Genomic DNA, 24894 nt, shown 5'->3' with positions numbered 1-24894 from the left:
GTGTCAGCGGTCGTCTCTGGTCAGGAAGCACAGCCGGGCCCGCTTGTCCGGCAGGTCGGCCTCGGGCCCGAGGGTGAAGCCGGTACGCAGCATCCGGGCGATCACCTTGTCGTTGCGGGCGTCCGGCTCGGCCACGATCCGGGTGTGGCGCGGGTCGGAGAACGCGTACGCGACGAGCACGGACAGCAGGGCGCCGGTGAAGCCGCGCTCGCCCTCCCCCGCCGCCGGCCCGAGGAGCAGGTGGACCCCGAAGTCGCCCGGCTGGACGTCGTAGCACTCCCCGACCGGGTCGGCCCCGGGCTCGTACGTCTGGAAGAGCGCCACCGGCAGGTCGTCGCGGTGGACGAGATAGGCGTGGTGGGTGGTGAGTCCGTCCAGGTGGTCGTAGATCTCCAGCACCCGGTCACGGCTCGCGTCCAGCATGCCCCAGAACCGGGCCCGTTCCTCGGTGACCCAGGAGTGGATCAGATCGGCGTCGGCCGGCGGGTCCACCGGGACGACGCGGACGGTGCCGAACCCCTCGACCGTCTGCTCCCACACGGCGTCGCGCCGTGCGGAGGCCGTGGTGTGCGCCCCAGTGGTCAGCGGCTCGGTGGTCAGCGGCTCGGTGGTCAACGGCTCGGTGGTCAACGGCTCAGTGGTCATGCTGCTCCTCGGTGAGTAGGTCCCAGTCGGTGACCACCGGCGCGAGTTCGCCGCGCAGCCACAGCGGGTGCTGGTCACGCCGATGGGGGTCGCCCGGCACGCCGCTCGCGCCGAACGGGACGATCCACAGGCTCCCGTCGCGCCGGGACAGGTCCCACACGTAGCGTGCGGCGGGCCCCCGGGCGAAGTGGTGGGTGACGCCGGGCACGCTCGACGTCGACAGCACGCAGTCGTGGTCGCCGGAAAGGCCCGCCTCCGCAGGCGCCGCGTCCGGGGTCGCGTCCGGGGTCGCGGGGAACGGCACCGCCCGCCAGGGGTCGAGCCGGTGCAGGTCGCCCCACCGGACGCCGGCCGCCTCGCCGCGTGCGGTCACGTCCTCCAGCGCCGACCGGGCCAGGTCCGCGAGGGCAGGCCGGTCCAGCCCGGGCAGCCGGTCGGTCGTCAGCAGGTTCTCCAGCGCGTACGCGACGCGGGGAGTGAGCGCGAGCCACGGCCGGAAGACCTCGGGCACCTCCGCGTCCACCCCGGCGAGAGCGGCCAGGGCGGGATGTGCCGCCAGGCGCCGCACCACCTCCGCCCGGAAGGCGGCGTACTCCGCCGCGCCGGTGCTGCCGGCGTCCATGCGCCGGTCCCAGCCGAGCAGCCGGTCCCGCAGGCGTACGGCCTCGGGGCCGAGCCGGTCCAGCCCGGCGAGCAGGTCCAGGAGAGGGCCCGCGCCCGGCACCAGCGTGTCGGTCTGGACGGCCGCCATCTCCCTCGCCGACCAGCGCGGCGAGCCGTCGAGCAGGCCGCTGATCCGGGCGGCGCGGTACGGCGCGGCGAACTCGACGCCGAGCGGCGCGGCGAGCCCGCGCTCGTTGGCCATGACCGTGATGCCGGAGACCGCGCGGCGCGGCATCGGCGCATACCGGCCGCTCCATTCGTACCCCGGTTCCCAGGCGGGCACGATGCGCAGCGCGTTGTCCGGGTGGCGCACAGGCACCACACCGGCGACCCGGTGCAGCAGCCCGCCGTCGACGTCCGCGGCGAGTACGACGTTGACGGGCTCGGCCCAGCGGTCGAGCGCCTGGTCGACGTCGGCCACGGTCTTCGCGCGCAGCAGCGCGGGCAGCGCCGCGAACCCCAGGTCGCGGCGCACCCGGGGCGGATACCGCAGGCTCACCGCCTCCCACGCGGTCTCCCGCTCGGAGCCGCCGGGCATGACGACCGGGCCGCGCCCGGTCTCGACGACCTCGACCTCGACCGGGCTCTCCCCCGCCACCTCGACGACCTCGACGTGGGCGGCGCACGGACGCCAGCCGTCCGGCCCGAGCGCCTCGACGCGACCGTCCACGCGCCGGAGCCGCTCCCGGTAGAGGTCCTGGTAGTCGGCCATGGCGTTGGTGATCGCCCAGGCGACCGAGCCGGCGTGCCCGAAGTGGGCGATGCCGGGCACACCCGGCACGGCCAGTCCCACCACGTCGAACTCGGGACAGGCCAGGCGGATCTGCTGGTAGAAGCCGGGGTCCTCGATGAACCGGTGGGGATCGCCCGCGATCAGGGCCGCGCCGGTGACGGTGCGGTCGCCGGGGACAAGCCAGCCGTTGCTGCCCGAGGTGCCCGGCCCGTCGGCCGCGAACAGCGCGACCGCCTCGGACCCCAGCCGTTCGGCCACCGCCTCGCGCCACAGTTTCGCCGGGAAGTGCGCGAAGAGGATGTGGTGGGACAGCCAGACCGCCATCGGTGTCCACGGCTCCCACCGGCCCGGCGCGAGCCCGGTCACGTCGGGTCCTGTCGCGTGGGGTTCTGCCGCGTCGGACCCTGTCGTCTCTCGCGGTGCGGTTTCCCTCGCGGTGGCGAACTCCGGTGCCCGGCGCGCCCCCTCGGGAAGCCCGGCGTTGACGCCGTCCACGTAGGCCCGCACCCACGCCGCCGTGTCGCCGTCCAGCGCGTGCAGGCAACGCTCGGCGGTGTCCGCCAGCCGGGCCTGCCGGGCGAAGCGGTCCCAGGGCACGGAGTCCGGCCCGAGGACCGCCGCCGACGTGCCGGTCGCCCGGCGCCGCTCCACCTCGATCTGCCAGGCCCGGTCCAGGGCCGTGACGCGTCCCTGGGCGAAGGCCAGTTCGTACGGATCGTCCGCGCGCAGGTGGGGGATGCCGAAGGCGTCCCGGTACAGCCGGCTCATGACGCCGCCTCCGGCAGCGGGATGCTCACGACCACGGGGATGCTCACGACGCCGCCCTCGCCGCCGATTCGGCGCGGCGGCGGGCGGCGGGGACGACCAGCGGAGTGCCGGTCTCGGGGTCGTCGATCACCCGGCAGGGCAGCCGGAAGACCTCCTCCACCAGGCCTGCGGTCATGACCTCTCCGGGCGCGCCGGCGGCCACGACCCGGCCCTCGCGCATCGCGATGAGATGGCTGGCGTAGCGGGCGGCGTGGTTGAGGTCGTGGAGCACCGCCACGAGTGTCCGGCCGCGCTCCTCGTGCAGCCGCGCGCACAGGTCGAGGACCTCGATCTGGTGGGCGATGTCCAGGTAGGTCGTCGGCTCGTCCAGGAGCAGCAGCGGCGTCTCCTGGGCCAGCGCCATCGCGATCCACACGCGCTGGCGCTGCCCTCCGGACAGCTCGTCGACCAGGCGCCCGGCCAGGTCGGCGACCCCGGTGGCCTCCATCGACTCGCGCACCACCCGCTCGTCGTCGGCCGACCACTGGCGCAGCAGCCGCTGGTGGGGATAGCGCCCGCGGCCGACCAGCTCGGCGACCGTGATGCCGTCGGGCGCGACGGACGTCTGGGGCAGCAGGCCGAGGGTCCTGGCGACCTTCTTCGCGGGCAGGGAGGTGATGTCACGCCCGTCGAGCAGCACGGTCCCGGCGGCGGGCCGGAGCGTGCGCGCCAGCGCCCGCAGCAGCGTGGACTTGCCGCAGGCGTTCGGCCCGATGATCACCGTGAAGGACCGGTCGGGGATGGTGACGTCGAGGCCCTCGGCGACGACCCTCTTATCGTAGGAGAGGGTCAGCGCGCTGCCGCTCAGGCGCGGCCCGTCCTCGTGCATGCCCGCCACTGCCTTCCTGTCCACGATGGTCTCGGTCATATCCGTCCCGCCTTCCGCTGGGCGGCGAGCAGCCAGACGAGGTAACCGCCGCCGAGCACCCCCGTCACCACCCCGACCGGCAACTGGTGGCCGGCGAAGAGCCGCTGCGCGGCCAGGTCGGCGCCCGTCAGCAGCGCCGCGCCCGTGCACGTCGCGACGAGCAGGTTCGGCCCGGGCGCCCCGGTCATCCGCCTGGCCAGGTGCGGGGCGGTGAGCGCGACGAACGACACGGGCCCGGCCGCCGCCGCCGCCAGGGACGTGAGCAGCACGGCCGCCCCCACCAGGACCAGGCGTATGCCCTGCACCCGTACACCGAGGCCGCGCGCCAGGTCGTCGCCCATCTCGGTGATCGCCAGGGGGCGCGCGCAGCCGATCAGCACCACCGGCGCCAGCACCGCCATGGCGGCGAGCAGCGGGAGGACGTCCTCCCAGCCGCGCCCGTCCAGGCTGCCGGTGAGCCACAGCATGGCCCGCGCCGCCTCCATCAGGCGCCCCTGGGTGAGCAGGTACCCGTTGACGCCGGTGAGGATCGCGGTGGCGCCGATGCCCACCAGCACGAGGCGGTGACCGTGCAGGCCGCCGCGCCACGCCAGGGCGTAGATGGCGACTCCGGTGACGACGCCGCCGAGCACCGCGCCGCCCGCGAGCGCCGCGCTGCCGCCCCCCGAGACGACCACGAGGAGCGCTCCGGCCGCCGAGCCCTGGGTGAAGCCGAGCAGGTCGGGGCTGCCCAGCGGGTTGCGTACGAGCGACTGGAAGACCGCGCCGGCCAGCGCGAGGGCCGCGCCCACGAGCAGCGCGGTGACGACGCGGGGCAGCCGGAGCCCGTGCACGATGAAGTCCTCGGCCGGGCTGCCGCCGCCCAGCACGGTGCGTACGACGTCGGAGGGGCTCATCGGGTAGTCGCCGCCGCCGATCGCGAGCACGCCGAACACGAGCGCGAGCAGCAGGCAGCCGGCTCCCACGGCCACGGCCCTGAACCGCAGGGGCATACCGCCGGCGATCCTTCGCACGGGCATGGGTCCGACACTCATACCCGGACCTTCCTTCGCACGAAGTACAGGAACAGCGGGCCGCCCAGCACCGCCGTGACGATGCCCGCCTGCAGCTCGCCGGGCCGGGCCACCAGCCGCCCGAGCACGTCGGCGCCGAGCAGCAGCACGGGCGCGAGCAGCGCGCAGCAGGGGAGCATCCAGCGCTGGTCGGGGCCGGTCAGCGCCCGGACGAGGTGCGGCACCATGAGCCCGACGAAGACGATCGGCCCGCAGGCCGCCGTCGCCGCCCCGCACAGCAATGTCACCGCCACGATGGCGCCCGCGCGGACCCGGGCGGGGTGCGCGCCGAGCGAACGCGCCGAGTCGTCGCCGAGCGCGAGCGCGTTGAGCGGCCGGGCCAGGGCCATGGCCAGCAGCAGCCCCGCCGCGATGAACGGCGCCATCATCGCCGCGGTCCCGCCCTGCGCGCTCGCGAGGGAACCGACGGTCCAAAAGCGCATGGTCTCCAGCGAGGCGGCGTCGAGCAGCATCGTCCCGTTCACGTACGAGTAGAGCGCGGCGTTGATGGCGGCTCCCGCGAGCGCCAGCCGCGCCGGTGTGGCCGTGCGCCCGCCGCCCACCGCGTACACCAGCACCGACACGGCCGCCGCGCCGGCCAGGGCGAACCAGACGCGGCCCTGGAACGACGCCACGCCGAGCAGTCCCGCGGCGGTGGCCACCGCGGCCGAGGCGCCCGCGTTGATCCCCAGCAGTCCGGGGTCGGCCAGCGGGTTGCGGGTGAGCGCCTGCATGACGCCGCCCGCGACCCCCAGCGCGGCGCCGGCGAGCAGCCCGAGGAGGGTGCGCGGCAGCCGCATCTGGTGGACGACCGTGTAGGCGGCCGAGTCGGCGTCCACGAGTCCGTGCCAGACCTCCACCGGCGAGAGCTGCCGGGCGCCGAGCCCGAGGCTGAGCACGAGGACGGCGGCCAGCGCGATCGCCGAGCCCAGCAGCGCCGCCGCGCGCCGACCGATTTCCGCGCGTTTTGCGGGCGCCCTCGCAGGCCTGCTGATCTGCGAAGACTCTGTGACGACCACGACCTGCTCCGGTGGGGGGCCGGGGACGAATTTCATCGCCCCTCTGGACAAGAACTTAGGTAAGGGTAACCTAACTAGCGATCAACCCCAAGGGCCGCGTCGGCAGAAGCCCGTGCCCGACAAGAGAAAGACGAACCGTGCGAAACCTGAACACCACGATGTCCCGCCGCGGTCTCCTCGCCACGGGCGGAGCCGCCGTCCTCGCGTTGGCGCTCGCCGCCTGCGGGTCGAGCGACCCGGCGCCCTCCGCGGCGGGCCAGAACGCGACGTCGGGTCCGAGCGCGACGTCGTGGTCCTTCACCGACGACAGGAAGGAGGCGGTCACGGCCGCGGCCGTACCGTCGCGGGTCGTGGCGTTCACGGGCGCGGCGGCGGCGCTCGCCGACTACGGGGTGCAGGACAAGATCGTCGGCGTTTTCGGCGAGACGAAGCGCGCCGACGGCTCGCCCGACCCGCAGGCCGGCGACCTCGACGTGAACAAGGTGACGATCCTCGGCAACGTCTGGGGCGAGTTCAACATCGAGAAGTACGCGGGGCTGCGCCCCGAGCTTCTCGTCACGCACATGTACGACCCCGGCGCCCTGTGGTACGTCCCGGACGAGAGCAAGGACAAGATCGTCCAGCTCGCCCCGACCGTCGCCGTCAGCGCGGCCCGCGTCCCGATGACCCAGCCGATCGAGCGCTACGCCGCCCTCGCCGAGTCGCTCGGCGCGGACCTGAAGGCACCGAAGGTCGCCGAGGCCAAGGCCCGGTTCGAGGCCGCCGCCGAGAGCGTGCGCAAGGCGGTCGCCGACAACCCCGGCATCAAGGTCCTGGCCGCTTCGGGCAGCCCCGACGTGCTGTACGTGTCCAACCCGGAGGTCAACACCGACCTCATGTACTTCGCCCAGCTCGGGGTCGAGATCGTCCAGCCGGACAAGCCCGGCGAGGGCGGCTACTACGAGAACCTGAGCTGGGAGAACGCCGACAAGTACGACGCCGACCTGATCCTGCTCGACAACCGGAGCACCGCGCTGCAGCCCAAGGACCTGACGTCCAAGCCGGCCTGGGCCAAGCTGCCCGCCGTGGCGGCCGACCAGGTCGTCGGCTGGGACCCCGTGCCGCGCTTCTCGTACGCCGGAGCCGCCCCGATCCTGGAGAACCTGGCGACGGCGATCCGCGACGCCAAGAAGCTCGGCTGACCACACGCCGGAGAAATCACCCGGGGACACGTGTCGACTCCCAAAATTTAGGTTCGCCTAACCTAACCTCTTACGGTAAGGATGACAATGACCTATCCCCATGCCGGGGCCGCGCGGGCGTACCTGTTCAACGACCGCACGGTGGAGGGATACCGGCGGGCGATGGCCGCCGGGACCGAGCGGGTGGCGGAGCGTATCCGGCGCGCCGACCGGCCGTTCAGTGGCGTGTCCCCCGAACGGCTCGCGCCGCGGATCGCCGCGATCGACCTCGAACGGCCGCTGCACGACCAGGCCGCCGTCCTCGACGAGCTCGAACGGGTCTACCTGCGCGACGCCGTCTACTTCCACCACCCCCGCTACCTGGCGCACCTCAACTGCCCGGTGGTGATCCCCGCGCTGCTGGGCGAGGCGGTCCTGTCGGCGGTGAACTCCTCGCTCGACACGTGGGACCAGAGCGCGGGCGGCACGCTCATCGAGCGCCGCCTCATCGAGTGGACGGCCGGCCGGATCGGCTTCGGCCCCGCCTCCGACGGTGTCTTCACCAGCGGCGGCACCCAGTCGAACCTCCACGCCCTGCTGCTCGCCCGCGAGGAGGCCCGTATCGGCGCCTCACCGGCGCGGCTGCGCGTGATCACCTCGGAGGCCGGGCACTTCAGCGTCCGCAAGGCGGCGAACCTGCTCGGCCTCGGCCCGGACGCGGTCGTGACCGTGGAGACCGACGCGCAGCGGCGGATGCGGCCGGCCGCGCTCGCCCGCGAGCTCGACCGCTGCCGCCGCGCCGGGCTGGTGGTCATGGCCGTGGTGGCCACCGCCGGCACCACCGACTTCGGCTCGATCGACCCATTGCCGGAGATCGCCGATCTGTGCGAATCAGCCGGGGCGTGGCTGCACGTGGACGCTGCCTACGGCTGCGGGCTGCTGGTCTCCCGCAGACGGCGGCACCTGCTCGACGGGATCGAGCGGGCCGACTCGGTCACCGTCGACTTCCACAAGTCCTTCTTCCAGCCGGTCAGCTCCAGCGCCGTGCTGGTGCGCGACGGCGCGGTCCTGCGCCACGCGGCCCACCACGCCGACTACCTCAACCCCTTGCGGATGGCCGAGCAGGGCATCCCCAACCAGGTGGACAAGAGCCTGCAGACCACCCGCCGCTTCGACGCGCTCAAACTCTGGCTGACGCTGCGGATGATGGGCCCGGACGCGGTCGGCGAGCTGTTCGACGAGGTCGTCGACCGCGCGGCCGAGGCGCACGCCCTGATCACGGAGGACCCGCGTTTCGAGGTCGTCACGCGGTCGCAGCTGAGCACGCTGGTCTTCCGCTACCTGCCGCCGGAAGGTCCCGGCCGCGAGCTCGCCGACGACGCCAACCTGTACGCCCGCGAGGCGCTGGCCGCCTCCGGCGCGGCGGTCGTCGCCGGGACCACGGTCGACGGCCGCCACTACCTGAAGTTCACCCTGCTGAACCCCGAGACCACGCTGGACGACATCGCGTACGTCCTCGACCTCCTCGCGGGGCACGCCCGGCGCTACGTGGACGAGCTCGCCCCGCACGCCGACCATCCGGGAGTTACGCATGTCCACGCATGACTTCGTCGCGATCGGGCTGGGGCCGTTCAACCTGGGCCTGGCCTGCCTGACCGAACCCATCGCCGAGCTCGACGGCGTGTTCCTGGAGGCGAGGCCCGGCTTCGCCTGGCACCCCGGGATGATGCTCGACTCCGTGACGCTGCAGACGCCGTTCATCGCCGACCTCGTCACGCTGGCCGACCCGACCTCGCCGTACTCCTTCCTGAACTACCTGAAGGAGACCGGCAGGCTCTACCCCTTCTACATCCGTGAGAGCTTCTACCAGCTCCGGGCCGAGTACGACGCGTACTGCCGCTGGGCCGCCGGGCGCCTGGGCAGCGTCCGCTTCGGCCACCGGGTGACCTCCGTGACGTACGACGAGTTCGACGGGCACTACGTCGTGCGCGCGGTGACGGACGATGGTGAGGAGACCGAGCACCGGGCCAGGCACCTCGTGCTCGGCACCGGCACCCCGCCGCACGTGCCGGAGGCCTGCCGGGGCCTCGGCGGCGACCTCGTCCACAACACCGGCTACCTGGACGCCAAGGCCGCGCTGCAGGCGAAGGAGAGCATCACGGTCGTCGGCAGCGGGCAGAGCGCCGCCGAGATCTACCGCGACCTGCTGGCCGACATCGACACGCGCGGCTACCGGCTGAACTGGGTGACCAGGTCCCCGCGGTTCTTCCCGCTGGAATACACCAAGCTGACCCTGGAGATGACGTCCCCGGAATACGTGGACTACTTCCACGCACTGCCCGAGGACACCCGCTACCGCCTCGAAGCCGAGCAGAAGTGCCTCTACAAGGGCATCGACGCGGCGCTGATCAACGACATCTTCGACCTGCTCTACGCCAAGACCGTCGGCGGCCCGATCCCCACCCGGCTGCTGACCTGCACCGAGCTGCGCGAGGCGGCCTACGACGCCGGCCGGGGCGAGTACACGCTCGGGCTGCGCCACGTGGAGCAGGAGCGCGACCACACGCTCGTCACCCAGGGCCTCGTGCTGGCCACCGGCTACCGCTACGAGCCCCCCGCCTTCCTCGAGCCCGTACGCGACCGGATCCGGTGGGACCGGCACGGCCGGTTCGACGTGGCGAGGAACTACAGCATCGACGTCACCGGCCGGGGGATCTTCCTGCAGAACGGCGCCGCCCACGCTCACAGCGTCACCTCCCCCGACCTCGGCATGGGCCCGTATCGCAACTCGTGGATCATCAGCCAGATCCTGGGCCGCGAGTACTACCCCATCGAGAAGGCCATCGCCTTCCAGGAGTTCGGCGCGCCCGAGGGCGTGGTCGCATGAGCGAGGTCCTGTTCCGCCGTGCGGACGACCGGGTCGGCGAGCTCGCCGTACGCCGCCTCGACCCGGAGGCCGACGCGTCGGTGGTGCACGCCTGGGTGACCCATCCCAAGGCGGTGTTCTGGATGATGCGCGACGCCGGCGTCGCCGACGTGGCGAAGGAGTATCGCGAGATCGTCGATCACCCGCACCGCGACGCGTTCCTCGGGCTGGTGAACGGGCGCCCGGCGTTCCTGGTCGAGAGCTACGACCCCGCCCGGGTCGAGCTGGCGGGGCTCTACGAGGCCCGGGACGGCGACGTCGGCATGCACTTCCTGTGCGCGCCGACCGGCGCCCCGGTGCACGGCTTCACCCGGGCCGTGATCACGACGGTCATGGAGTTCCTGTTCGCCGATCCCGCGACCCGGCGGGTCGTGGTCGAGCCCGACGTGCGCAACACGGCGGTCCACGCGCTCAACGCGGCCGTCGGCTTCGAGGTGGCCGGCACGGTCGCCAAGCCGGAGAAGGACGCCCTGCTGAGCTTCTGCACCCGCGAGCGGTTCCTGGCGGCGACCCGGGAGGCGACGGCGTGAACCCTATCCATGCGGTCTCCCACCTCACACCGGAGCTGTGGGAGAAGGCCAACCGGCGGCTGGTGCGCAAGGCGCTCGCCGAGTTCGCCCACGAGCGGCTGCTCACTCCGCGCCCCGTCGGCGACGGCAGGTGGGCGGTGCGCGCCGATTCCGGCATGGTGGAGTACCGCTTCACCGCGACGGTGATGTCCCTCGACCACTGGCACATCGGCGAGGTCACCCGTCACCGGGCCTCGGGCGAGGTCCTGCCGCTCGACGCGCTGGAGTTCGTCACCGAGATGCGCGGCGCGCTCGGGCTGAGCGACGAGATCCTGCCGGTCTACCTGGAGGAGATCACCTCGACGCTGGCGAGCCTCGCGTACAAGCTGAGCCGCCGGCCGACCGGCGCGGCCGAGCTGGCCAAGGCCGGTTTCCAGGAGATCGAGGCCGCCATGACCGAGGGCCACCCGTGTTTCGTGGCCAACAGCGGCCGGATCGGCTACGGAATCGACGACCACCACCGGTACGCCCCGGAGGCCGCCGCGCCCGTACGGCTGATCTGGCTGGCCGCCCATCGCGACCACACGACGTTCACCTGCTCGCGCGACATCGACTACGAACGGCTGATGCGCGGGGAACTCGGCGAGGATGTCCTGGCCCGCTTCGCGGGCACGCTCGCCGGTCTCGGGCTCGACATGGCCGACTACCTGCTCGTGCCGGTGCACCCCTGGCAGTGGTGGAACAGGATCTCGGTGACGTTCGCGGCGGAGGTCGCCGAACGGCGCCTGGTCTGCCTGGGCCCCGGCGACGACGAGCACCTCGCCCAGCAGTCGGTCCGCACGTTCTTCAACGCCAGCGCGCCGTCCAGGCACTACGTCAAAACGGCCCTGTCGGTGCTGAACATGGGCTTCATGCGGGGTCTGTCCGCGGCGTACATGGAGGCGACCCCGGCGATCAACGACTGGCTCGCCGGCCTGATCGCAGGCGACGAGGTCCTGCGCGCGACCCGGCTGACGATCATCCGCGAGCGGGCCGCCGTCGGGTACCGCAACCCGCGGTACGAGGCGGCCACCGACCGCCACTCGCCGTACCGGAAGATGCTGGCGGCGCTGTGGCGGGAGAGCCCGGTCGCGGGGCTGGAGCCGGGCCGGCGCCTGGCCACCATGGCCTCCCTGCTCCACACCGACGAAGAGGGACGGTCGTTCGCGGCGGCCCTGATCGAGCGGTCGGGCCTCGCCCCCGAGGTGTGGCTGCGACGCTACCTCGACGCCTACCTCGTCCCGCTGCTGCACGCCTTCTACGCCTACGACCTGGCGTTCATGCCGCACGGCGAGAACGTCATCCTGGTCCTGGACGGCGGCGCGGTGGAACGGGTGATCTTCAAGGACATCGCCGAGGAGATCGTGGTGATGGACCCGGACGTGGACCTGCCGCCCGAGGTCGGGCGGATCCGCGCCGAGGTGCCCGAGGAGCAGAGACTTCTGTCGATCTTCACCGACGTGTTCGACTGCTTCCTGCGCTTCCTCAACGCCGTGCTGGCCACCGGCGGCGTGCTGGACGAGGACGCCTTCTGGCGGACCGTCGCCGACTGCGCGACGGCCTACCAGCGGTCGGTCCCGCACCTCGCGGAGCGGTTCCGGCGCTACGACCTGTTCGCCGAGGCGTTCGCCCTGTCGTGCCTCAACCGCCTGCAACTGCGCAACAACCGGCAGATGGTGGACCTGACCGACCCGTCGGCCGCGCTGCAGATGGCCGGCGACCTGGTCAACCCCATCGCCCGCTTCGCCCCGGTTCGTCGTGAGGGCGGAGGCGCTACGCCGGCGAGTACGTGAGGCAGTCGGCCTCGTCCAGGGAGTAGCCGATGTCGATGCCGGGCGCCTGGCATTCCAGCTGCACGTTGTGCTGGCAGTCGGACATCTTGCAGGCGCCCACCCGGCCCGTCGTGGACGGGTCGCCTCCCGGCGCGGGCGCGCTGAAGAACGTGTCGCAGTGCGCGTGGGACGCGTCCCCGACGGTGATGGCGGTGGCGTGGCACATGCGGTCGCGGTTGTACGCGCACGAGGTGGCCTCGCATCGGTTGACGACGGGCATATCCATGAGCTTCTGTTCTCCCTTTGACGATCGCGGCTTTCGTCCTGGCTCATACCGCCGGTGACCAGGTCGGCAATCTCAGCCGCCGCCCCAGACTCCACCAAGCGTCCGCCGCCGGGCCAGACGACACTTCCCGGCACAGGAACGGCCGGGATCGGTCGCCGCGCGAGGCGTGACCTCGGTGGTCGTTCAGGAGGGCCGCTACCTCGCCGATCGCGCTGTTCGTCCGCACTCCGCCCGTATCCGGATCACTTGGGAGAGTCGTGCTTCAACAGCAGTACGGGCAATTCGCCCCGGGAGGTGACGCCGAGCTTCGGATAAGCGTTGTAGAGGTGATAGCCGACCGTCCGAGGGCTGAGGAAGAGCTGGGTGCCGATGTCTCGGTTGCTCAGGCCGGTGGCCGCCAGCCGGACTACTTGTAGTTCCTGGGGCGTGAGGCGGCTGAGCGGGTCGTGGTCGTCCGCGTGCGACGTCAGGCTTTCGCCGGTGGCGCGGAGTTCGGTGGCCGCGCGATCGGCCCACGGCTTGGCCCCCAGGCGTTCGAAGCTCTCCAGCGCGAAGCGCAGCCGGACGCGAGCGTCGGTCCTGCGGTGTTGTCTGCGTAGCCATTCGCCGTATAGGAGCTCGGTGCGGGCGCGTTCGAACGGCGGGCCGCCGTTCTGGCGGTGCAGGCGCACGGCTGCTGCCCAGTCGTCCTCCCCCGCGCCGAGCAGGGCCCGACACCGTGCGGCGATCGCCTGTCCCCATGGCCGGGCGGTGTGGTCGGCCCAGTCGGCGTACCAGCGAGCGGCCTCCTGGGCCTCTGCCGGGCGGCCCGCGCGTGCCGCGGCCTCCACCAGGTCGGGGATGCTGTGGAGGGTGCCCAGTTTGTTCGGGCCGTTCACCGCCTCGCTCAGCTTCTCCAGCGCCGCCTCGTGCCTGCCGAGGCCGAGGTCGAGCAGGGCGTTGATGACCGTGGCTCTGGAGTAGCTGGGTGCCGCGCCGTGTGTCGTGATCTCTACCGTCAGCTCCTTGCAGCGTTCCTGGTCGCCCTCGATCGCGGCGAGTTGCGCCAGGACGGCCCAGAGGAAGACCGAATTGTGGCTCTGGCCCGTGTCGTGGGCGATGCGTATGCCCTCGGTCGCGCTGGTCCGGGCATCGCGGTGCGCGCCCAGCCAGAGCTGGGTGCGGGCGAGCAGCATCAGCGCGCGTGGCAGCACGCCGATCGCACCCTGGGCCCTGCTCTGCCGTTCCAGGTGGAGGGCTCGTTCGTGGGCGGCGCGGTAGTCGCCGAGCAGGATCTCCCACCACGCGATCCTGGCGTTCTCCCGCAGACCGAACGGGCCCGCGGCCAGATCCCGGTCGAGTAGCAGGCGTACGGCGAGGGAGGCTTCGACCACGCCGCCTCCAGGACCGCTCAGCGTGGTGATGTGGCCGGCCAGCTCGCCGATGCGCCGGGCGTCGGGGATCTTCATTCTGTATGCGTGGTCGGCCACGGATCGTACGGCGTGGAAGTCACCCGCCGTCCAGGCGGTCTCGACGGCGGAGAACAACAGGTCGGCCGCGAGGCCGGGAGCCTGTCCGGCGGCGGCGCAGGCCGCCTCCCCCAAGAGCCGGTGCGCGGAGGCGGCGCCGCCGCGCTCGTCCGCCAGCTGTGCCCGGAACCGGGCGATCTCCGCCGCGGCCACCGGGTCGGACGTCAGGGCGGCCGCGTCGTCGGCGAGGATCGCCGCCCGCTCCTGCTGGCCGGCGTCGGCGGCGGCACGGGCGGCGTGGGCCAGGCGGCGCCCGCGCTCGTGCGGGTCGGCGCTGAGCCTGGCGGCGCGTTCGAAGGCGGCGGCCACGGCCGCGTGTCCGCCGCGGTGGCGCGCGCTTTCCGCGCTGCGTTCGAGCTCGGCCGCCACCTGCTCGTCCGGTCCGGTGCTCGCCGCGGCCAGGTGCCAGGCCCGCCGGTCTCCGTCCAGCACCTCGGCGAGCGCCCGGTGGACGGCCAGCCGCCTGCTGAGGGTGGCACTGCGGTAGGCGGCGGTCCTGATCAGCGGGTGCCGGAAGACCAGGCGGCCGCCGGAGATGCCGAGCAGGCGCCTGGTCTCGGCCGGCTCCAGGTCGGACACCTTGGCACCGAGGAGTTCGGCCGCGCCGAACACCGTCGCCGGATCGCCGTCCTCTTCGGCGGCGGCCACCAGCACGAGCGTCCGGCTCGGCTCGGGCAGCGTGGCGATGCGGTCGGCGAAGGTCTGCTGGATGCGGCTGACCGCGGAGGAGACGCGCAGGCCGTACGGGACGGCCGCGAACTGGCCCTCGCGCTGGGCGGCGAGCAGCTCCAGCACGGCGAGTGGATTGCCCGCGGATTCCTGGAGGATCTGATCACGGATGTGTCCAGGCAGCCCTTCCGCGTGTTCGTCGAGCAGACGCGCGGCCGCCTCCGGAGCCAGACCTGCCAGCCGCAGCTCGGCCACACCAGGCGTGGGAAACGGCGGAGCGTGCACCTCCCTCGCGGCAAACAGCATGACGACGCCCTCCGCCTCCAAGCGGCGGGCGGCGAACAGCAGTGCCTCCGCCGACGCGCCGTCGAGCCAGTGCGCGTCATCGATGACGCACAGCACGGGTCGCTCCTCGGCCAGGTCGGCCAGCAGCATGAGCACGCCCAGGCCCACGAGGAAGCGGTCGCCCTCCACTGCGGCGGCCATTCCGAGCGCGCCGCGCAGTGCCTGTTCCTGCCTCTGCGGCAGCGCGCCGATCCGGTCGAGCACTCCTTTGAAGAGCAGATGCAGGCCTGCGAAAGGCAGTTCGCTTTCCGCCTCGATCCCGGCTCCGCGGATGACGCGCAGGTCGGCGGCGGCCCCTACCGCGTGGTCGAGCAGCGCGGATTTGCCGATCCCCGCCTCGCCCCTGAGCACGAGCGCGCCACTCCTGCCGTGACGCGCTCCCTGCAGAAGCCGGTCGATCACGGCCGTTTCCCTGCGCCGCCCGTGAAGCATGCCGAAAAGTCCTACCTCTCGGGACAATAATCGACAATTACGGACTTAGTATCACCTTGCCGACAGTGTTCCTGGACTCCAGCGCGGCATGAGCGGCGGCCGCCTCGGAGAGGGCGAACCGCTGGACCAGCGGAGAGAACGTGCCGTCCGTCCCCATGATCAAGGCACGTTCCTCCAGCCTGCGCACACCGCCCGGCTGGCTTGGCATGCTGGGTCCGGGGGCGGCGCAGAGGCTCAGTCCGTGCTCGTAGAGCTCGCGAGAGGACACTTCGACGGGGTGTCCGCTCACCCAGCCATAGAGAACCAACCGTCCGCCGTGTCCGAGCAGGTTCAGGGCGGTACGGCCGATGCCGCCGCCGATCCCGTCGAACGCCACGGTGACTTCCCTGCCCTCCAGCTCCTCGCGGACGCGCTCGGCCCAGCCCGGCCGGGTGTAGTCGACGGTGACGGCCGCGCCGAGCCTGCGCGAGGTAGCGATCTTGATTGGACCGCCGGCCGCCGCGACGACGGTCGCGCCCCTGCGTACCGCGGCTTGGACGAGGTGGCTGCCGACGCCGCCCGCCGAACCGAGCACCAGCACGACGTCCTCCGGCTCAAGGCGGGCGACGTCCAGGACGCCGACCGCGGTACGCCCGGTGCCGATGGCCGCCACCGCGGCATGGTCCGGCACGCCGTCCGGGATCTCATGCACCGCGGCGACCTCACGTACCGCGAACTCCGCGTAGCCGCCGCTGGCCAGGCCGAGGCAGGTGACGACACGCCGTCCCAGCCAGCGCCGCTCGACTCCGTCGCCGAGGGCCTCGACCACGCCCGCCACCTCCCTACCCGGGATCGTCGGCAGCTCGGGCAGCCACCGGCCGATGCCCGCGCGTACGGCGAGGTCGAGCCGGGTGACCCCGGCGGCGGCCACCTCGATGCGCACCTGACCCGGGCCGGGTTCGGGGACAGCGACGTCAGACTCCAGGATCAGCTCACGTGCGCCGCCGAAGGCGTGCTGCCTGATGGCCCTCATCGTCAGGTGCCGTACGGGTGCTCGGACCTGGCGGTCTTCAGCGCGCATCCCCACCATACGAGCTGGCCCAGCATCGTCTTGGCGGCCCGCTCCGGGGCCGCGGGGTCGGCGAGCCGGCCGTCGGCGTCGAAGGCGTGCCAGGGATCGACGAAGCTGACGGTGTCCCTGATCGTGACGGCGTGCAGCTCGGCGAACACGGCTCGCAGCGCCTGGGCGGCGTGCTGGCCGCCGGAGATCCCGCCATAGGAGACGAAGCCGACGGGCTTGGCCTGCCACTCCCTGTAGTGCCAGTCGACGAGGTTCTTGACCGAGGCCGGGAAACTGCGGTTGTACTCAGGAGTCACCACTACGAACGCGTCGGCCGCGTGCAGCCGCCGCGACAGATCGGCTATCCGAGGGGTGGGCGGCAGGCCGGGAGGCAGCGCCACGGGCAGGTCGAAGTCGGCCAGATCGATCACGTCGACCTTGAGGCCGCCGTGCGCCTTCGCCTGGGCGGTGAACCAGTCGCCCACCACGTGGCCGAAACGTCCTTCCCTGGTGCTGCCGATGATGATCGCCACGTTCAGCACGCTGTGTGTCCTCCTTCGGTTGAGCCGAGGGGAATGACGCTAGGGCGACCGGCGGCGACTGCTCCTCTGTCGATTGACTGGGGTCTGCCGACCTGGACGGCCAACCCCAGTCGATCGACAGAGGCGACGGTCGGCGGGCCGCTCGTAGTTTTCGGGACATGAGCGCGACTGTGACGTTCGTTTTCGACATCCCCTGCGTCTGGTCCTACTTCGGCTTCACGCGCATGCAGCGGGCACTGGCCCGTTTCCGCGCCGAAGGCGGCCAGGCTGACGTCGTCTTCCGCCCGTTCCAGTTGGATCCGGACGCGACGGTGGAAGGAGAGCCGAAGATCGAGGTGCTGCGCCGAGCCTTCGGCGACGAGGCGGAGAACGCCGTGGCCCGGATCACGGCCATGGCCGCGGAGGAGGGCCTGCGCTTCCGGCACGACAGGGCGATCTACTCCAACTCGTTCGAGGCCCACCGGCTCGTCGCGGTGGCCGCGCGCCAAGGACTGGGTGAGGAGATGGTCGAGCGGCTCTTCCGGGCCCACCACTCCGACGAGCTCAACATCGCCGATGCGGACACGTTGAAGGCGCTCGCCGACGAGATCGGCGTCCGCTGGAGCGACGAAGGCGCCGAGGAGACACGAGCCGAACTCGACCGGGTACGGCGCTCAGGCATCCGGGCGGTGCCGGTGTTCCAGTTCGCCGGCCGGCCGGCGTTGAGCGGCGCCCAGTCGGAACGCGTCCTGCTGGCCGCGCTCACGTCACCCGACCAGCGTCCATGAACTGTGAGGAGACGCAGATGACACAGATCACCCATCATCACGTACAGGTCGGCGACCTCCGCATGCATGTGGCCGAGGCGGGTTCGGGCCCGTTGGTCATCCTGCTCCACGGCTTTCCCGAGTCGTGGTACTCCTGGCGCCACCAGCTCGTGGCGCTGGCCGAGGCGGGATATCGCGCCGTCGCGCCCGACCAGCGCGGGTACGGCGGCACCGACCGGCCCGCGGCTGTCGAGGACTACACAATCCTGCACACGGTCGGCGACGTCATCGGTCTGATCACCGCGCTCGGTGAGGAGCAGGCCGTCGTCGCCGGCCACGACTGGGGCTCGGGCGTCGCCTGGCACAGCGCGCTGATGCGGCCCGACCGGGTACGCGCGGTGATCGCGCTGGGCGGCCCGTACGGGGCGCGGCCCGCCACCCCACCGCTGGCCACCATGCGTGCGCAGGCAGGAGAGAATTTCTACGTCGCCTACTTCCAGCATCCGGGAGTAGCGGACCGCGAATTGGCGCAGGACCCGCGCGCCACGATCCGCCGGGCCCTCTATGGCGCCTCCGGCGAGGGGTACCCGTGGAACCCGATCGTCCCGCAGGGCGGCGGGCTCCTGGACACCTGGCCGGAGCCCGCCGAGCTGCCCGGCTGGCTGACCGAGAAAGACCTCGACGTCTACGCCGCGGACTTCGAACGCACCGGGTTCACCTCCGCCTTGAACTGGTTCCGCAATCTCGACCGCAACTGGACGCTGACCAGCGCATGGCAGGACGCCGTCGTCACCCCTCCGGCCCTCTACATCACCGGTGACAGGGACAGCGCCGCGACCCTGCCGGGCGGCAAGGAACTGATCGCCGGCGCCTCGCCCCTCGTACCGAACCTGCGGGATTCGGTCGTGCTGCCGGGCTGCGGCCACTGGACGCAGCAGGAGCGACCCGAGGCGGTCAACGCGGCGGTCATCCGCTTCCTGCACTCCTTGTGACGCGAAATCGGCGAACGACGTACACCGCGGCAGATCGACGACCGACCATGGAAAGCGAGAGAAACATGACTGAGCGGCCTAACGCCTACCACTTTTCCGCCGACGAGCATGACATCCGTCAGATCGAGCGGCTCGTCAGGGACATCGAGGTCGGCTTCAACGGCAAGGACGCCGCGGTGCTCGACGGCCGGTTCACCGCCGATGCGATCCTGACCGTGCCTGACGGCACGATGCTCAGGGGATGGGACGAACTCTTCGCGTACCACACCGCCCGCCTGACGGGCCCGGTCAGCGACTGGAGCACCCGGCTCTCCATCCTCAGCGTGAGTTCCCTCAGCACGGACATCGCCGTCGTCCATGTGCGGCAGGACACGACGACCCCGGACAGGGCCTTCAGCAACCACGGCATCATCGTGGCGGTCAAGAAGGACGACTCCTGGTGGATCAGCGCCATGCAGAACACCACCGTGACGTGATCGGGTGACTGATCAGACGGAGCGCCGCTGGGCCGACCACGGCGACCCCTCCAGCAGCGGGAGCCGCATCACGGCCAAGGACGATCCCGCCGGCTCGATTGACCTCTCACGGGCGACGGACACCGCGGAAGTAGGCGTTGGAAACGGGGCTGAACACCAAGGCCATCGCCGACGGCACGGCTCGGCCGTGCCCCCACCCGATTCATCCTCGTGATCGCGCCCATACCAGTCCGCGAATCCCCAGCCGCCGCGCCCGTCGCCGGCCGTTCCAGGCCCGTACGTAAACTGGGATGCGCCCGTTCGGAATGCGCTCCCCTCACCGGCCGCAGCGGGGAGCGGACGGGCCGGGGCGAGGACGAGGAGGACGGCGTGGGCCGGCGCGTACACGGCGATCGCGAAGAGACGGATCTGCCGATCGACCCCGACGTGGACCTCCGCCACGAACGGGACGTGTTCCGTCCGCCGACGGCCCCCGCCCGTCACCGGACCTGGGACGTCCTCGCGATGATCGCCCTCGGCGGCGGGGGCGGCAGCGTGGCCAGATATCTGGTCGGCCTGGCGTTCCCGGCGTCGCCCACCGGATTTCCCTGGGGGACGTTCGTCGCCAACGTCACCGGCTGCCTCGCGCTCGGGGCCCTCATGGTCTTCGTCCTCGACGTCTGGCCGCCGCGCCGCTACGTCCGTCCGTTCCTCGGGGTCGGCTTCCTCGGGGGATACACGACGTTCTCCACCTTCGCCGCGGAGATCGTGGACAGGTCGGCGCGGGGCGCGTGGCACACGGCCGCCGTTTACGCCGTGAGCAGTCTGGCCGCCGGGCTGGCCGCCGTCTGGTGCGGCATCGTCCTCGCCCGCGCCCTGGCGGGCCTGCCCGTACGGCGGCGCGGCACGGGGGACGCATGAGATCGCACGGCCCGGCGCAACGACTGACGATCCTGGTCGGGGAGAGCGACCAGTATCGGCACCGGCCTCTGTACACCGAGATCGTGCATCGGGCGCACGCGATGGGCCTGGCCGGAGCGAGCGTCTTCCGGGGCGTCGAGGGCTTCGGCGCATCCTCGCGCATCCATACGAGCCGCCTGCTGTCGCTCGGCGAGGACCTGCCCGTCGCCGTCGTCATCGTGGACGTCCCGGAGAGGATCAGCGCGTTCCTGGCGGAGCTGGACGAACTGGTGACCGAGGGCCTGGTGATGGTCGATCCCGTGGAGGTCTACCGCTCCGTGAGGCGTGCGGAGCGGTGATCCTCCTGCTGGTGTTCCTCGGCGGCGTGGTCGGCGCGCCCGCCCGTTACCTGGCCGACCGGCTGGTCCAGCGGTTGCACGACAGCGTGTTCCCCTGGGGCACGCTGTCGGTCAACCTGGCCGGGTCGCTCGTGCTCGGGGTGCTGCTCGGCGCGCGGGACGGCGTCGGGCTGCCCGCCGACGTGGTCACCCTGCTCGGCACCGGTTTCTGCGGCGCGCTCACGACGTTCAGCACGTTCGGTTTCGAGACCGTACGGCTGCTGGAGGAGGGCTCGGTCCTGGAGGCCTGTCTCAACGCGCTCGGCAGCCTGGTTCTCGGCGTCCTCGCCGCCGCCGCCGGATTCGCGCTGGCCGCCCTCCTCCTGTAGACACCCGTCGGATCAGTGGTGGCCGTGCCCGTGGCCGTGATCGTCGTGCTTCTGGGTCCAGGGGCCGGTGATCGCGAAGACGTAGCCGGGGCTCTGGATGTTGGCGAACAGGATGCGGCCGTCCTCGCTGAACGTCGGGCCGGTGAACTCGCTGTCGTTGAGCTCGTTGCGGGCCATCGGGTAGGGGGCGCCCTTGTCGGTGACGCCGACCAGGTGTGACAGGCCCTCGCCGTCCTCGGCCAGGATGACGCCGCCGTACGGCGAGACCGTGATGTTGTCCGGCCCGTCGTAGTTCGTGTCCTGCTCCGGGTCGGGGTTGACGCCGAAGATGGTCTTGAGCGTGACGGTCTCCGACTCGGGGTCGTAGAACCAGACCTGGCCGTCGTGCTCGTTGACGCTGCCGTCGTCGTGCCGGGCGAAGCTGGCGACGAAGTACGCGCCGCCGTCGCCCCACCAGGCGCCCTCCAGCTTGCGGCTGCGGGTGACCTGGCCGTCGGTGAACTGCTTGCGCACCGAGGTGGTCTTGGCGTCCCGGTCCGGGACGTCGACCCACTCGACCTTGTAGCGGGTGCCCGGCTGGGTCGCCTCGGACAGGTCGGCGATGTGCCTGTTGCCCTTGCGGCACCGCATGGCCTGCAGCTTCCCGGCCGTGTCGCCGCCGGGGCCGAGGGCCAGCGCGCGCAGCGCCCCCTTGCGGCCGCGGAAGCCGTGGGGCGGGGTCCAGCGGAAGTACAGGCCGTTCGGGCCGCCCGCGTCCTCGGTCAGGTAGATCTCCGAATTGCGCGGGTTGACCGCGACGGCCTCGTGGGAGTAGCGGCCGAGGAACTTCAGCGGCACCGGGTCCTTGTTGGCCTCGCGGTCGAACGGGTCGACCTCGAAGACGTAGCCGTGGTCCTTCTGGTACGCGCCGCCGGCCCGCTGTTCGGTCTCCTCGCAGGTCAGCCAGGTGTTCCACGGCGTGATGCCGCCCGCGCAGTTGTTGTGCGTGCCGGCCACGCTCACGTACTCACGGACCCGGTTGCCGTTCCTGTCGACCTCGATGGTCGTCGTGCCGCCCCTCGCGCCCGGGTCGTAGGTCAGGCCGGGCAGGGGCGGCACTCCGTAGGGCTCGTTACTGCCGATCTCGTGGTTGTTCACCAGCACCCAGCCGTCGCGGCCGCGGAAGCAGCCGGTGCCGTCGGCGTCGCTGGGGGTCGGCTCACCCGACTCCAGCATCGTCTTGCCGGCCTGGGCGACGATCTTGTAGGAGAAGCCCTTCGGCAGGGCGAGCAGACCGGCGGGGTCGGCGACGACCGGGCCGTACCCGGTCGTCCTGCCGATCCCGGCCTGGGCGGCCTGGGCGGCGGCGGGACCGGCGATCGCTTCGATGCTGCCGGCGATGGCGATGCCGAGACCACCGGCGGCGGCCGAGCGGATGAGATCGCGGCGGGAGAGGGAGGAACTCACAGACGTACCTTTCGGTGCATTCGGCAGGCCATGTGATCCCATTCCCCCGGACTGAACCCCTCCTTCCGCGAAACGGACGCGGGGGTTAACACGTCGCGACGATCTCAGGAAGGCGGATCCCGCCCGGGCGTCACTTGGCCAGGAAGGCGATGAGCGCGTCGGTGACCTCCTGGGCGTGGGTCCACAGCAGGCCGTGCGGGGCGCCCTCGATCTCGACGTACTCGGCCTGGGGAAGCGCCCGGTGGAAGGGCCGGCCGGTGGAGTCGATGGGCAGGATGCGGTCGGCGGTGCCGTGCACGATGAGCGCCGGTACGTCGATCTTGGGGATGTCGGCCCGGAAGTCCGTGAGCCAGGTGGGGACGACGGCGGACGAGGCGTACCACGAGGCGCCGGCCGCGGTGTTCCAGTTGGCCCGGACGACCTCCTCGCTGAGGCGGGTGCCGAGATTCTCGTCGGTGTTGTAGAAGGCGTTGTAGAAGTCGGTGAAATAGGCGTAGCGGTCCTTGGTGACGGCGGCGGAGATGCCCTCGAACACGCTGCCGTCGACGCCCTCCGGGTTGTCCTCCGTCTTCAGCAGGAACGGTTCGAGGGAGGCCAGGAACGCGGCCTTGGCCACCCGCGCCGAGCCGTACGTGCCGAGATAGCGGCCCACCTCGCCGGTGCCCATCGAGAAGCCGACGAGGATCACATCGCGCAGGTCGAGGGTCTCCAGCAGGGTGTTCAGGTCGGCGGCGAAGGTGTCGTAGTCGTAGCCGACCGTCGGCTGGCTCGACCGGCCGAAGCCGCGGCGGTCGTAGGTGATGACGCGGTAGCCGGCGCCGAGCAGGGCGGGAATCTGCTTCTCCCACGAGTGACCGTCGAGCGGGTAGCCGTGGATGAGCACGACCGGCTGCCCGCTGCCGTGGTCCTCGTAGTACAGGTCGATGTCGGTGCTGTTCTCCTGGCCGACCGTGATGTACGCCATGGCGCGCTCCTTCTGCTCTCCGCTGCGTTCCGCAACCGGTTTCTCAGTACGCTCTAGACACTAGTCCACAATTAAATTGTGTGCAAGGTAATTGCGTGCGTGCGTGGTAGGCCGGACGATGGGAGGAGAGGGTCAGCCCCTCCGGTTCGCGAACGCGGTGACGTTGTCCGTCAGGCGGCGCAGCGTGGCGAGGGTGCGGGCGAACTCCTCGGGTTCGAGCGCCATCGCGTCGCCGACCGCGGCGAAGACGCCGTCGCTGCGCTCCCGGAGGTTCGAGCCCTGCTCGGTCAGCGTGATCTGCACCGTGCGCTCGTCGTCGGCGCGACGCTCCCGGCGCAGCAGGCCGTTCGCCTCCAGGCGCTTGAGCAGGGGGGTCATCGTGCCGTAGTCGAGGTGCAGCGCGGCCCCGAGCTCCTTGACCGTGACGCCCTCCTCGGGGCCGTCCCACAGGACCAGCAGGACCAGGAACTGGGGGTAGGTGAGGCCCATCTCGTCGAGCAGGGGCCGGTAGAGGCCGGTGACGGCGCGGGAGGCCGCGTAGAGCGCGAAGCACATCTTGTCGTCGAGGACGCGGGGACGCCGCTGCTCACTCTGGGTGCTCGTCATCCATCCACTGTAGGAGCCTGGCCCGCCATCTGCACGTGCGCCGTCCAATCGGGCACGAGGTGCCGAGGATGGCGTGACCCGGCGGGGGCCGGGTCACGCCCGTCCTGTCAGCGGCACGCGCGCACCACTCGATGGGTGCCGCAGCCCGGCGTCCCCGCGCCTGCGCCCACCCGTGCGTCCAGGTCGAGGTCGACGGCCAGGTCCACGACGAGGCCGAGGCCGAGGCCGAGGTTGGCGTCGACATCAAGGGCGGCCGTGGGCTCGGCGGCGGCCTTCGGCGCGTCACAGCCGCACGCGGCGTACGCGGGAGCGGTGGCGAGCAAGCCCGCGCAGGTCAGGGCGGCCACGGACAGAAGGCGGATAGGGCGGCGCATGAAGATTCCTCATCTCAGATGTCACTAATCGTGTTCGATCACCACTCTTCGTATCCGATCATTGGTTGTGACAAACCCAGGGCGCTCCCGGCGGAGCACCAAGAGCCGGAGTGAAGAGGCCATTGCCCGCGGGAGCGCCCGGACGTACCGTCGACTCGTGGCCGTCATCCACAGGGAACGTGTCGCGTGGGAGAGCGCGAGAGTGTTCGTCGCGGCCGCGACGGACGACGCCTACTGGTGGCTCGGCGAGACGCTCGGCCGCCATCTCGGGCAGACGTACGAGCTCGATCTGAAGCGCACCCGCCTGCGCCTGCGACGGGACGACGACGTTCCGCGGGCCGGCCGGGCGCACGAGGACGCGCTGTCCGCCGAGGTCGCCGCCTGGCGAGCCCGGATCGAGGACGTCCTGACGGAGCGCCCGGAGATCGCGCCGGTCCTGCGGCAGGTGACCGAGGAGACCCGCGACCGCCTGCGTCGCTGACGACCGTGTCACGACGACCGTGTCACGACGACCGCGGCCGGGTCGTCCACAGGCTGTGGACGACCCGGCCGTGAAACCCTCTCAGCGGAAGCGCCGCAGGCGGAGGCTGTTGCTGACGACGAAGATGCTGGAGAAGGCCATCGCCGCTCCGGCGATCATGGGGTTGAGCAGCCCGGCGGCGGCCAGCGG

25 protein-coding genes are annotated in these 24894 nt (G+C 71.7%); 12 read left to right on the top strand and 13 right to left on the bottom strand.

The genetic code is table 11. The features are described from left to right. Positions 1-3: 3 nt before the first annotated feature. The 5 genes from ACWEQG_RS36585 to ACWEQG_RS36565 are packed head-to-tail and all read right to left on the bottom strand — an operon-like array spanning position 4 to position 5787. A complete protein-coding gene (locus ACWEQG_RS36585; RefSeq protein WP_452291932.1) occupies positions 4-645 on the bottom strand; it encodes a GNAT family N-acetyltransferase in 642 nt (213 codons plus the stop codon). Then, positions 635-2809: a penicillin acylase family protein gene (locus ACWEQG_RS36580; protein WP_452291931.1), complete on the bottom strand. Its 2175-nt coding sequence runs from the start codon at positions 2807-2809 to the stop codon at positions 635-637. Before ACWEQG_RS36580 ends, ACWEQG_RS36585 begins: the two co-directional genes overlap by 11 nt. 43 nt (positions 2810-2852) lie before the next feature. Beyond that, the gene (locus tag ACWEQG_RS36575) at positions 2853-3716 is read right to left on the bottom strand and encodes an ABC transporter ATP-binding protein (protein ID WP_452291929.1); all 864 of its coding nucleotides are present in this window, start codon (positions 3714-3716) and stop codon (positions 2853-2855) included. Then, positions 3713-4735 (bottom strand): FecCD family ABC transporter permease, encoded by a 1023-nt coding sequence (locus tag ACWEQG_RS36570; RefSeq protein WP_452291927.1) that lies wholly within the window; start codon positions 4733-4735, stop codon positions 3713-3715. Before ACWEQG_RS36570 ends, ACWEQG_RS36575 begins: the two co-directional genes overlap by 4 nt. A gap of 11 nt (positions 4736-4746) precedes the next feature. Then, positions 4747-5787: a FecCD family ABC transporter permease gene (locus tag ACWEQG_RS36565; protein WP_452291925.1), complete on the bottom strand. Its 1041-nt coding sequence runs from the start codon at positions 5785-5787 to the stop codon at positions 4747-4749. 137 nt (positions 5788-5924) lie between these two features. Here ACWEQG_RS36565 and ACWEQG_RS36560 point away from each other — a divergent pair, with 137 nt between their 5' ends. The 5 genes from ACWEQG_RS36560 to ACWEQG_RS36540 all read left to right on the top strand — a co-directional run bounded on the left by ACWEQG_RS36560 (position 5925) and on the right by ACWEQG_RS36540 (position 12214). After that, complete coding sequence (locus ACWEQG_RS36560; protein ID WP_452291923.1) at positions 5925-6968, top strand: ABC transporter substrate-binding protein; 1044 nt, start codon at positions 5925-5927, stop codon at positions 6966-6968. An 87-nt stretch (positions 6969-7055) separates the two neighbouring features. Next, complete coding sequence (locus tag ACWEQG_RS36555; protein WP_452291921.1) at positions 7056-8552, top strand: pyridoxal phosphate-dependent decarboxylase family protein; 1497 nt, start codon at positions 7056-7058, stop codon at positions 8550-8552. Next, entirely contained in the window at positions 8539-9834 is a 1296-nt protein-coding gene (locus tag ACWEQG_RS36550; RefSeq protein WP_363464337.1) for a lysine N(6)-hydroxylase/L-ornithine N(5)-oxygenase family protein, read from the top strand. Before ACWEQG_RS36555 ends, ACWEQG_RS36550 begins: the two co-directional genes overlap by 14 nt. Then, positions 9831-10403: a GNAT family N-acetyltransferase gene (locus tag ACWEQG_RS36545; protein ID WP_452291919.1), complete on the top strand. Its 573-nt coding sequence runs from the start codon at positions 9831-9833 to the stop codon at positions 10401-10403. The genes ACWEQG_RS36550 and ACWEQG_RS36545 overlap by 4 nt, the downstream gene beginning before the upstream one ends. Then, the gene (locus tag ACWEQG_RS36540; RefSeq protein ID WP_452291917.1) at positions 10400-12214 is read left to right on the top strand and encodes an IucA/IucC family protein; all 1815 of its coding nucleotides are present in this window, start codon (positions 10400-10402) and stop codon (positions 12212-12214) included. Before ACWEQG_RS36545 ends, ACWEQG_RS36540 begins: the two co-directional genes overlap by 4 nt. On the opposite strand, the gene ACWEQG_RS36535 is transcribed toward ACWEQG_RS36540, so the two are convergent. The 4 genes from ACWEQG_RS36535 to ACWEQG_RS36520 form a co-directional block, all read right to left on the bottom strand. After that, a complete protein-coding gene (locus tag ACWEQG_RS36535) occupies positions 12195-12479 on the bottom strand; it encodes a DUF1540 domain-containing protein (protein WP_452291915.1) in 285 nt (94 codons plus the stop codon). The two genes, ACWEQG_RS36540 and ACWEQG_RS36535, sit on opposite strands and share 20 nt — an antisense overlap. Positions 12480-12721: 242 nt before the next feature. Then, positions 12722-15433: a helix-turn-helix transcriptional regulator gene (locus tag ACWEQG_RS36530; RefSeq protein WP_452291913.1), complete on the bottom strand. Its 2712-nt coding sequence runs from the start codon at positions 15431-15433 to the stop codon at positions 12722-12724. A 37-nt stretch (positions 15434-15470) separates the two neighbouring features. Next, positions 15471-16493, bottom strand: a complete 1023-nt coding sequence (locus ACWEQG_RS36525; RefSeq protein WP_452291911.1) for a zinc-binding dehydrogenase — start codon at positions 16491-16493, stop codon at positions 15471-15473. Then, a complete protein-coding gene (locus tag ACWEQG_RS36520) occupies positions 16448-17014 on the bottom strand; it encodes an NADPH-dependent FMN reductase (protein ID WP_452291910.1) in 567 nt (188 codons plus the stop codon). The genes ACWEQG_RS36525 and ACWEQG_RS36520 overlap by 46 nt, the downstream gene beginning before the upstream one ends. A gap of 158 nt (positions 17015-17172) precedes the next feature. On the opposite strand from ACWEQG_RS36520, the gene ACWEQG_RS36515 reads away from it, so the two are divergent. The 6 genes from ACWEQG_RS36515 to crcB (ACWEQG_RS36490) all read left to right on the top strand — a co-directional run bounded on the left by ACWEQG_RS36515 (position 17173) and on the right by crcB (ACWEQG_RS36490) (position 20834). Continuing rightward, positions 17173-17781 (top strand): DsbA family oxidoreductase, encoded by a 609-nt coding sequence (locus ACWEQG_RS36515; protein WP_452291908.1) that lies wholly within the window; start codon positions 17173-17175, stop codon positions 17779-17781. Between the two features lie 17 nt (positions 17782-17798). Next, complete coding sequence (locus ACWEQG_RS36510; RefSeq protein WP_452291906.1) at positions 17799-18752, top strand: alpha/beta fold hydrolase; 954 nt, start codon at positions 17799-17801, stop codon at positions 18750-18752. 65 nt (positions 18753-18817) lie between these two features. Then, positions 18818-19228: an SgcJ/EcaC family oxidoreductase gene (locus ACWEQG_RS36505; protein ID WP_452291904.1), complete on the top strand. Its 411-nt coding sequence runs from the start codon at positions 18818-18820 to the stop codon at positions 19226-19228. A 369-nt stretch (positions 19229-19597) separates the two neighbouring features. Further along, on the top strand, positions 19598-20128 hold the full coding sequence (gene crcB / locus ACWEQG_RS36500; protein ID WP_452291902.1) for a fluoride efflux transporter CrcB: 531 nt from the start codon (positions 19598-19600) through the stop codon (positions 20126-20128). Further along, positions 20125-20466 (top strand): DUF190 domain-containing protein, encoded by a 342-nt coding sequence (locus ACWEQG_RS36495; protein WP_452291900.1) that lies wholly within the window; start codon positions 20125-20127, stop codon positions 20464-20466. Before crcB (ACWEQG_RS36500) ends, ACWEQG_RS36495 begins: the two co-directional genes overlap by 4 nt. After that, on the top strand, positions 20463-20834 hold the full coding sequence (gene crcB, locus ACWEQG_RS36490; RefSeq protein WP_363464329.1) for a fluoride efflux transporter CrcB: 372 nt from the start codon (positions 20463-20465) through the stop codon (positions 20832-20834). Before ACWEQG_RS36495 ends, crcB (ACWEQG_RS36490) begins: the two co-directional genes overlap by 4 nt. 12 nt (positions 20835-20846) lie before the next feature. Here crcB (ACWEQG_RS36490) and ACWEQG_RS36485 read toward each other — a convergent pair whose 3' ends face one another. The 4 genes from ACWEQG_RS36485 to ACWEQG_RS36470 form a co-directional block, all read right to left on the bottom strand. Beyond that, positions 20847-22280, bottom strand: a complete 1434-nt coding sequence (locus ACWEQG_RS36485; protein WP_452291898.1) for an alkaline phosphatase PhoX — start codon at positions 22278-22280, stop codon at positions 20847-20849. A 130-nt stretch (positions 22281-22410) separates the two neighbouring features. After that, on the bottom strand, positions 22411-23244 hold the full coding sequence (locus tag ACWEQG_RS36480) for an alpha/beta fold hydrolase (RefSeq protein WP_452291896.1): 834 nt from the start codon (positions 23242-23244) through the stop codon (positions 22411-22413). A 132-nt stretch (positions 23245-23376) separates the two neighbouring features. Beyond that, positions 23377-23850, bottom strand: a complete 474-nt coding sequence (locus ACWEQG_RS36475; RefSeq protein WP_452291894.1) for a MarR family winged helix-turn-helix transcriptional regulator — start codon at positions 23848-23850, stop codon at positions 23377-23379. 107 nt (positions 23851-23957) lie between these two features. Beyond that, positions 23958-24224 carry a hypothetical protein gene (locus ACWEQG_RS36470; protein ID WP_452291892.1) on the bottom strand — a complete coding sequence of 89 codons (267 nt, stop codon included), beginning with the start codon at positions 24222-24224 and terminating at the stop codon, positions 23958-23960. A 157-nt stretch (positions 24225-24381) separates the two neighbouring features. On the opposite strand from ACWEQG_RS36470, the gene ACWEQG_RS36465 reads away from it, so the two are divergent. Next, positions 24382-24705, top strand: a complete 324-nt coding sequence (locus tag ACWEQG_RS36465) for a hypothetical protein (RefSeq protein ID WP_452291890.1) — start codon at positions 24382-24384, stop codon at positions 24703-24705. Positions 24706-24894: the final 189 nt, after the last annotated feature.

The organism is Microbispora sp. NPDC004025 (assembly GCF_053604425.1).
The sequence above is the reverse complement of the archived record's forward strand: the minus strand, read 5'-3'. Positions and strand labels throughout refer to the sequence as shown.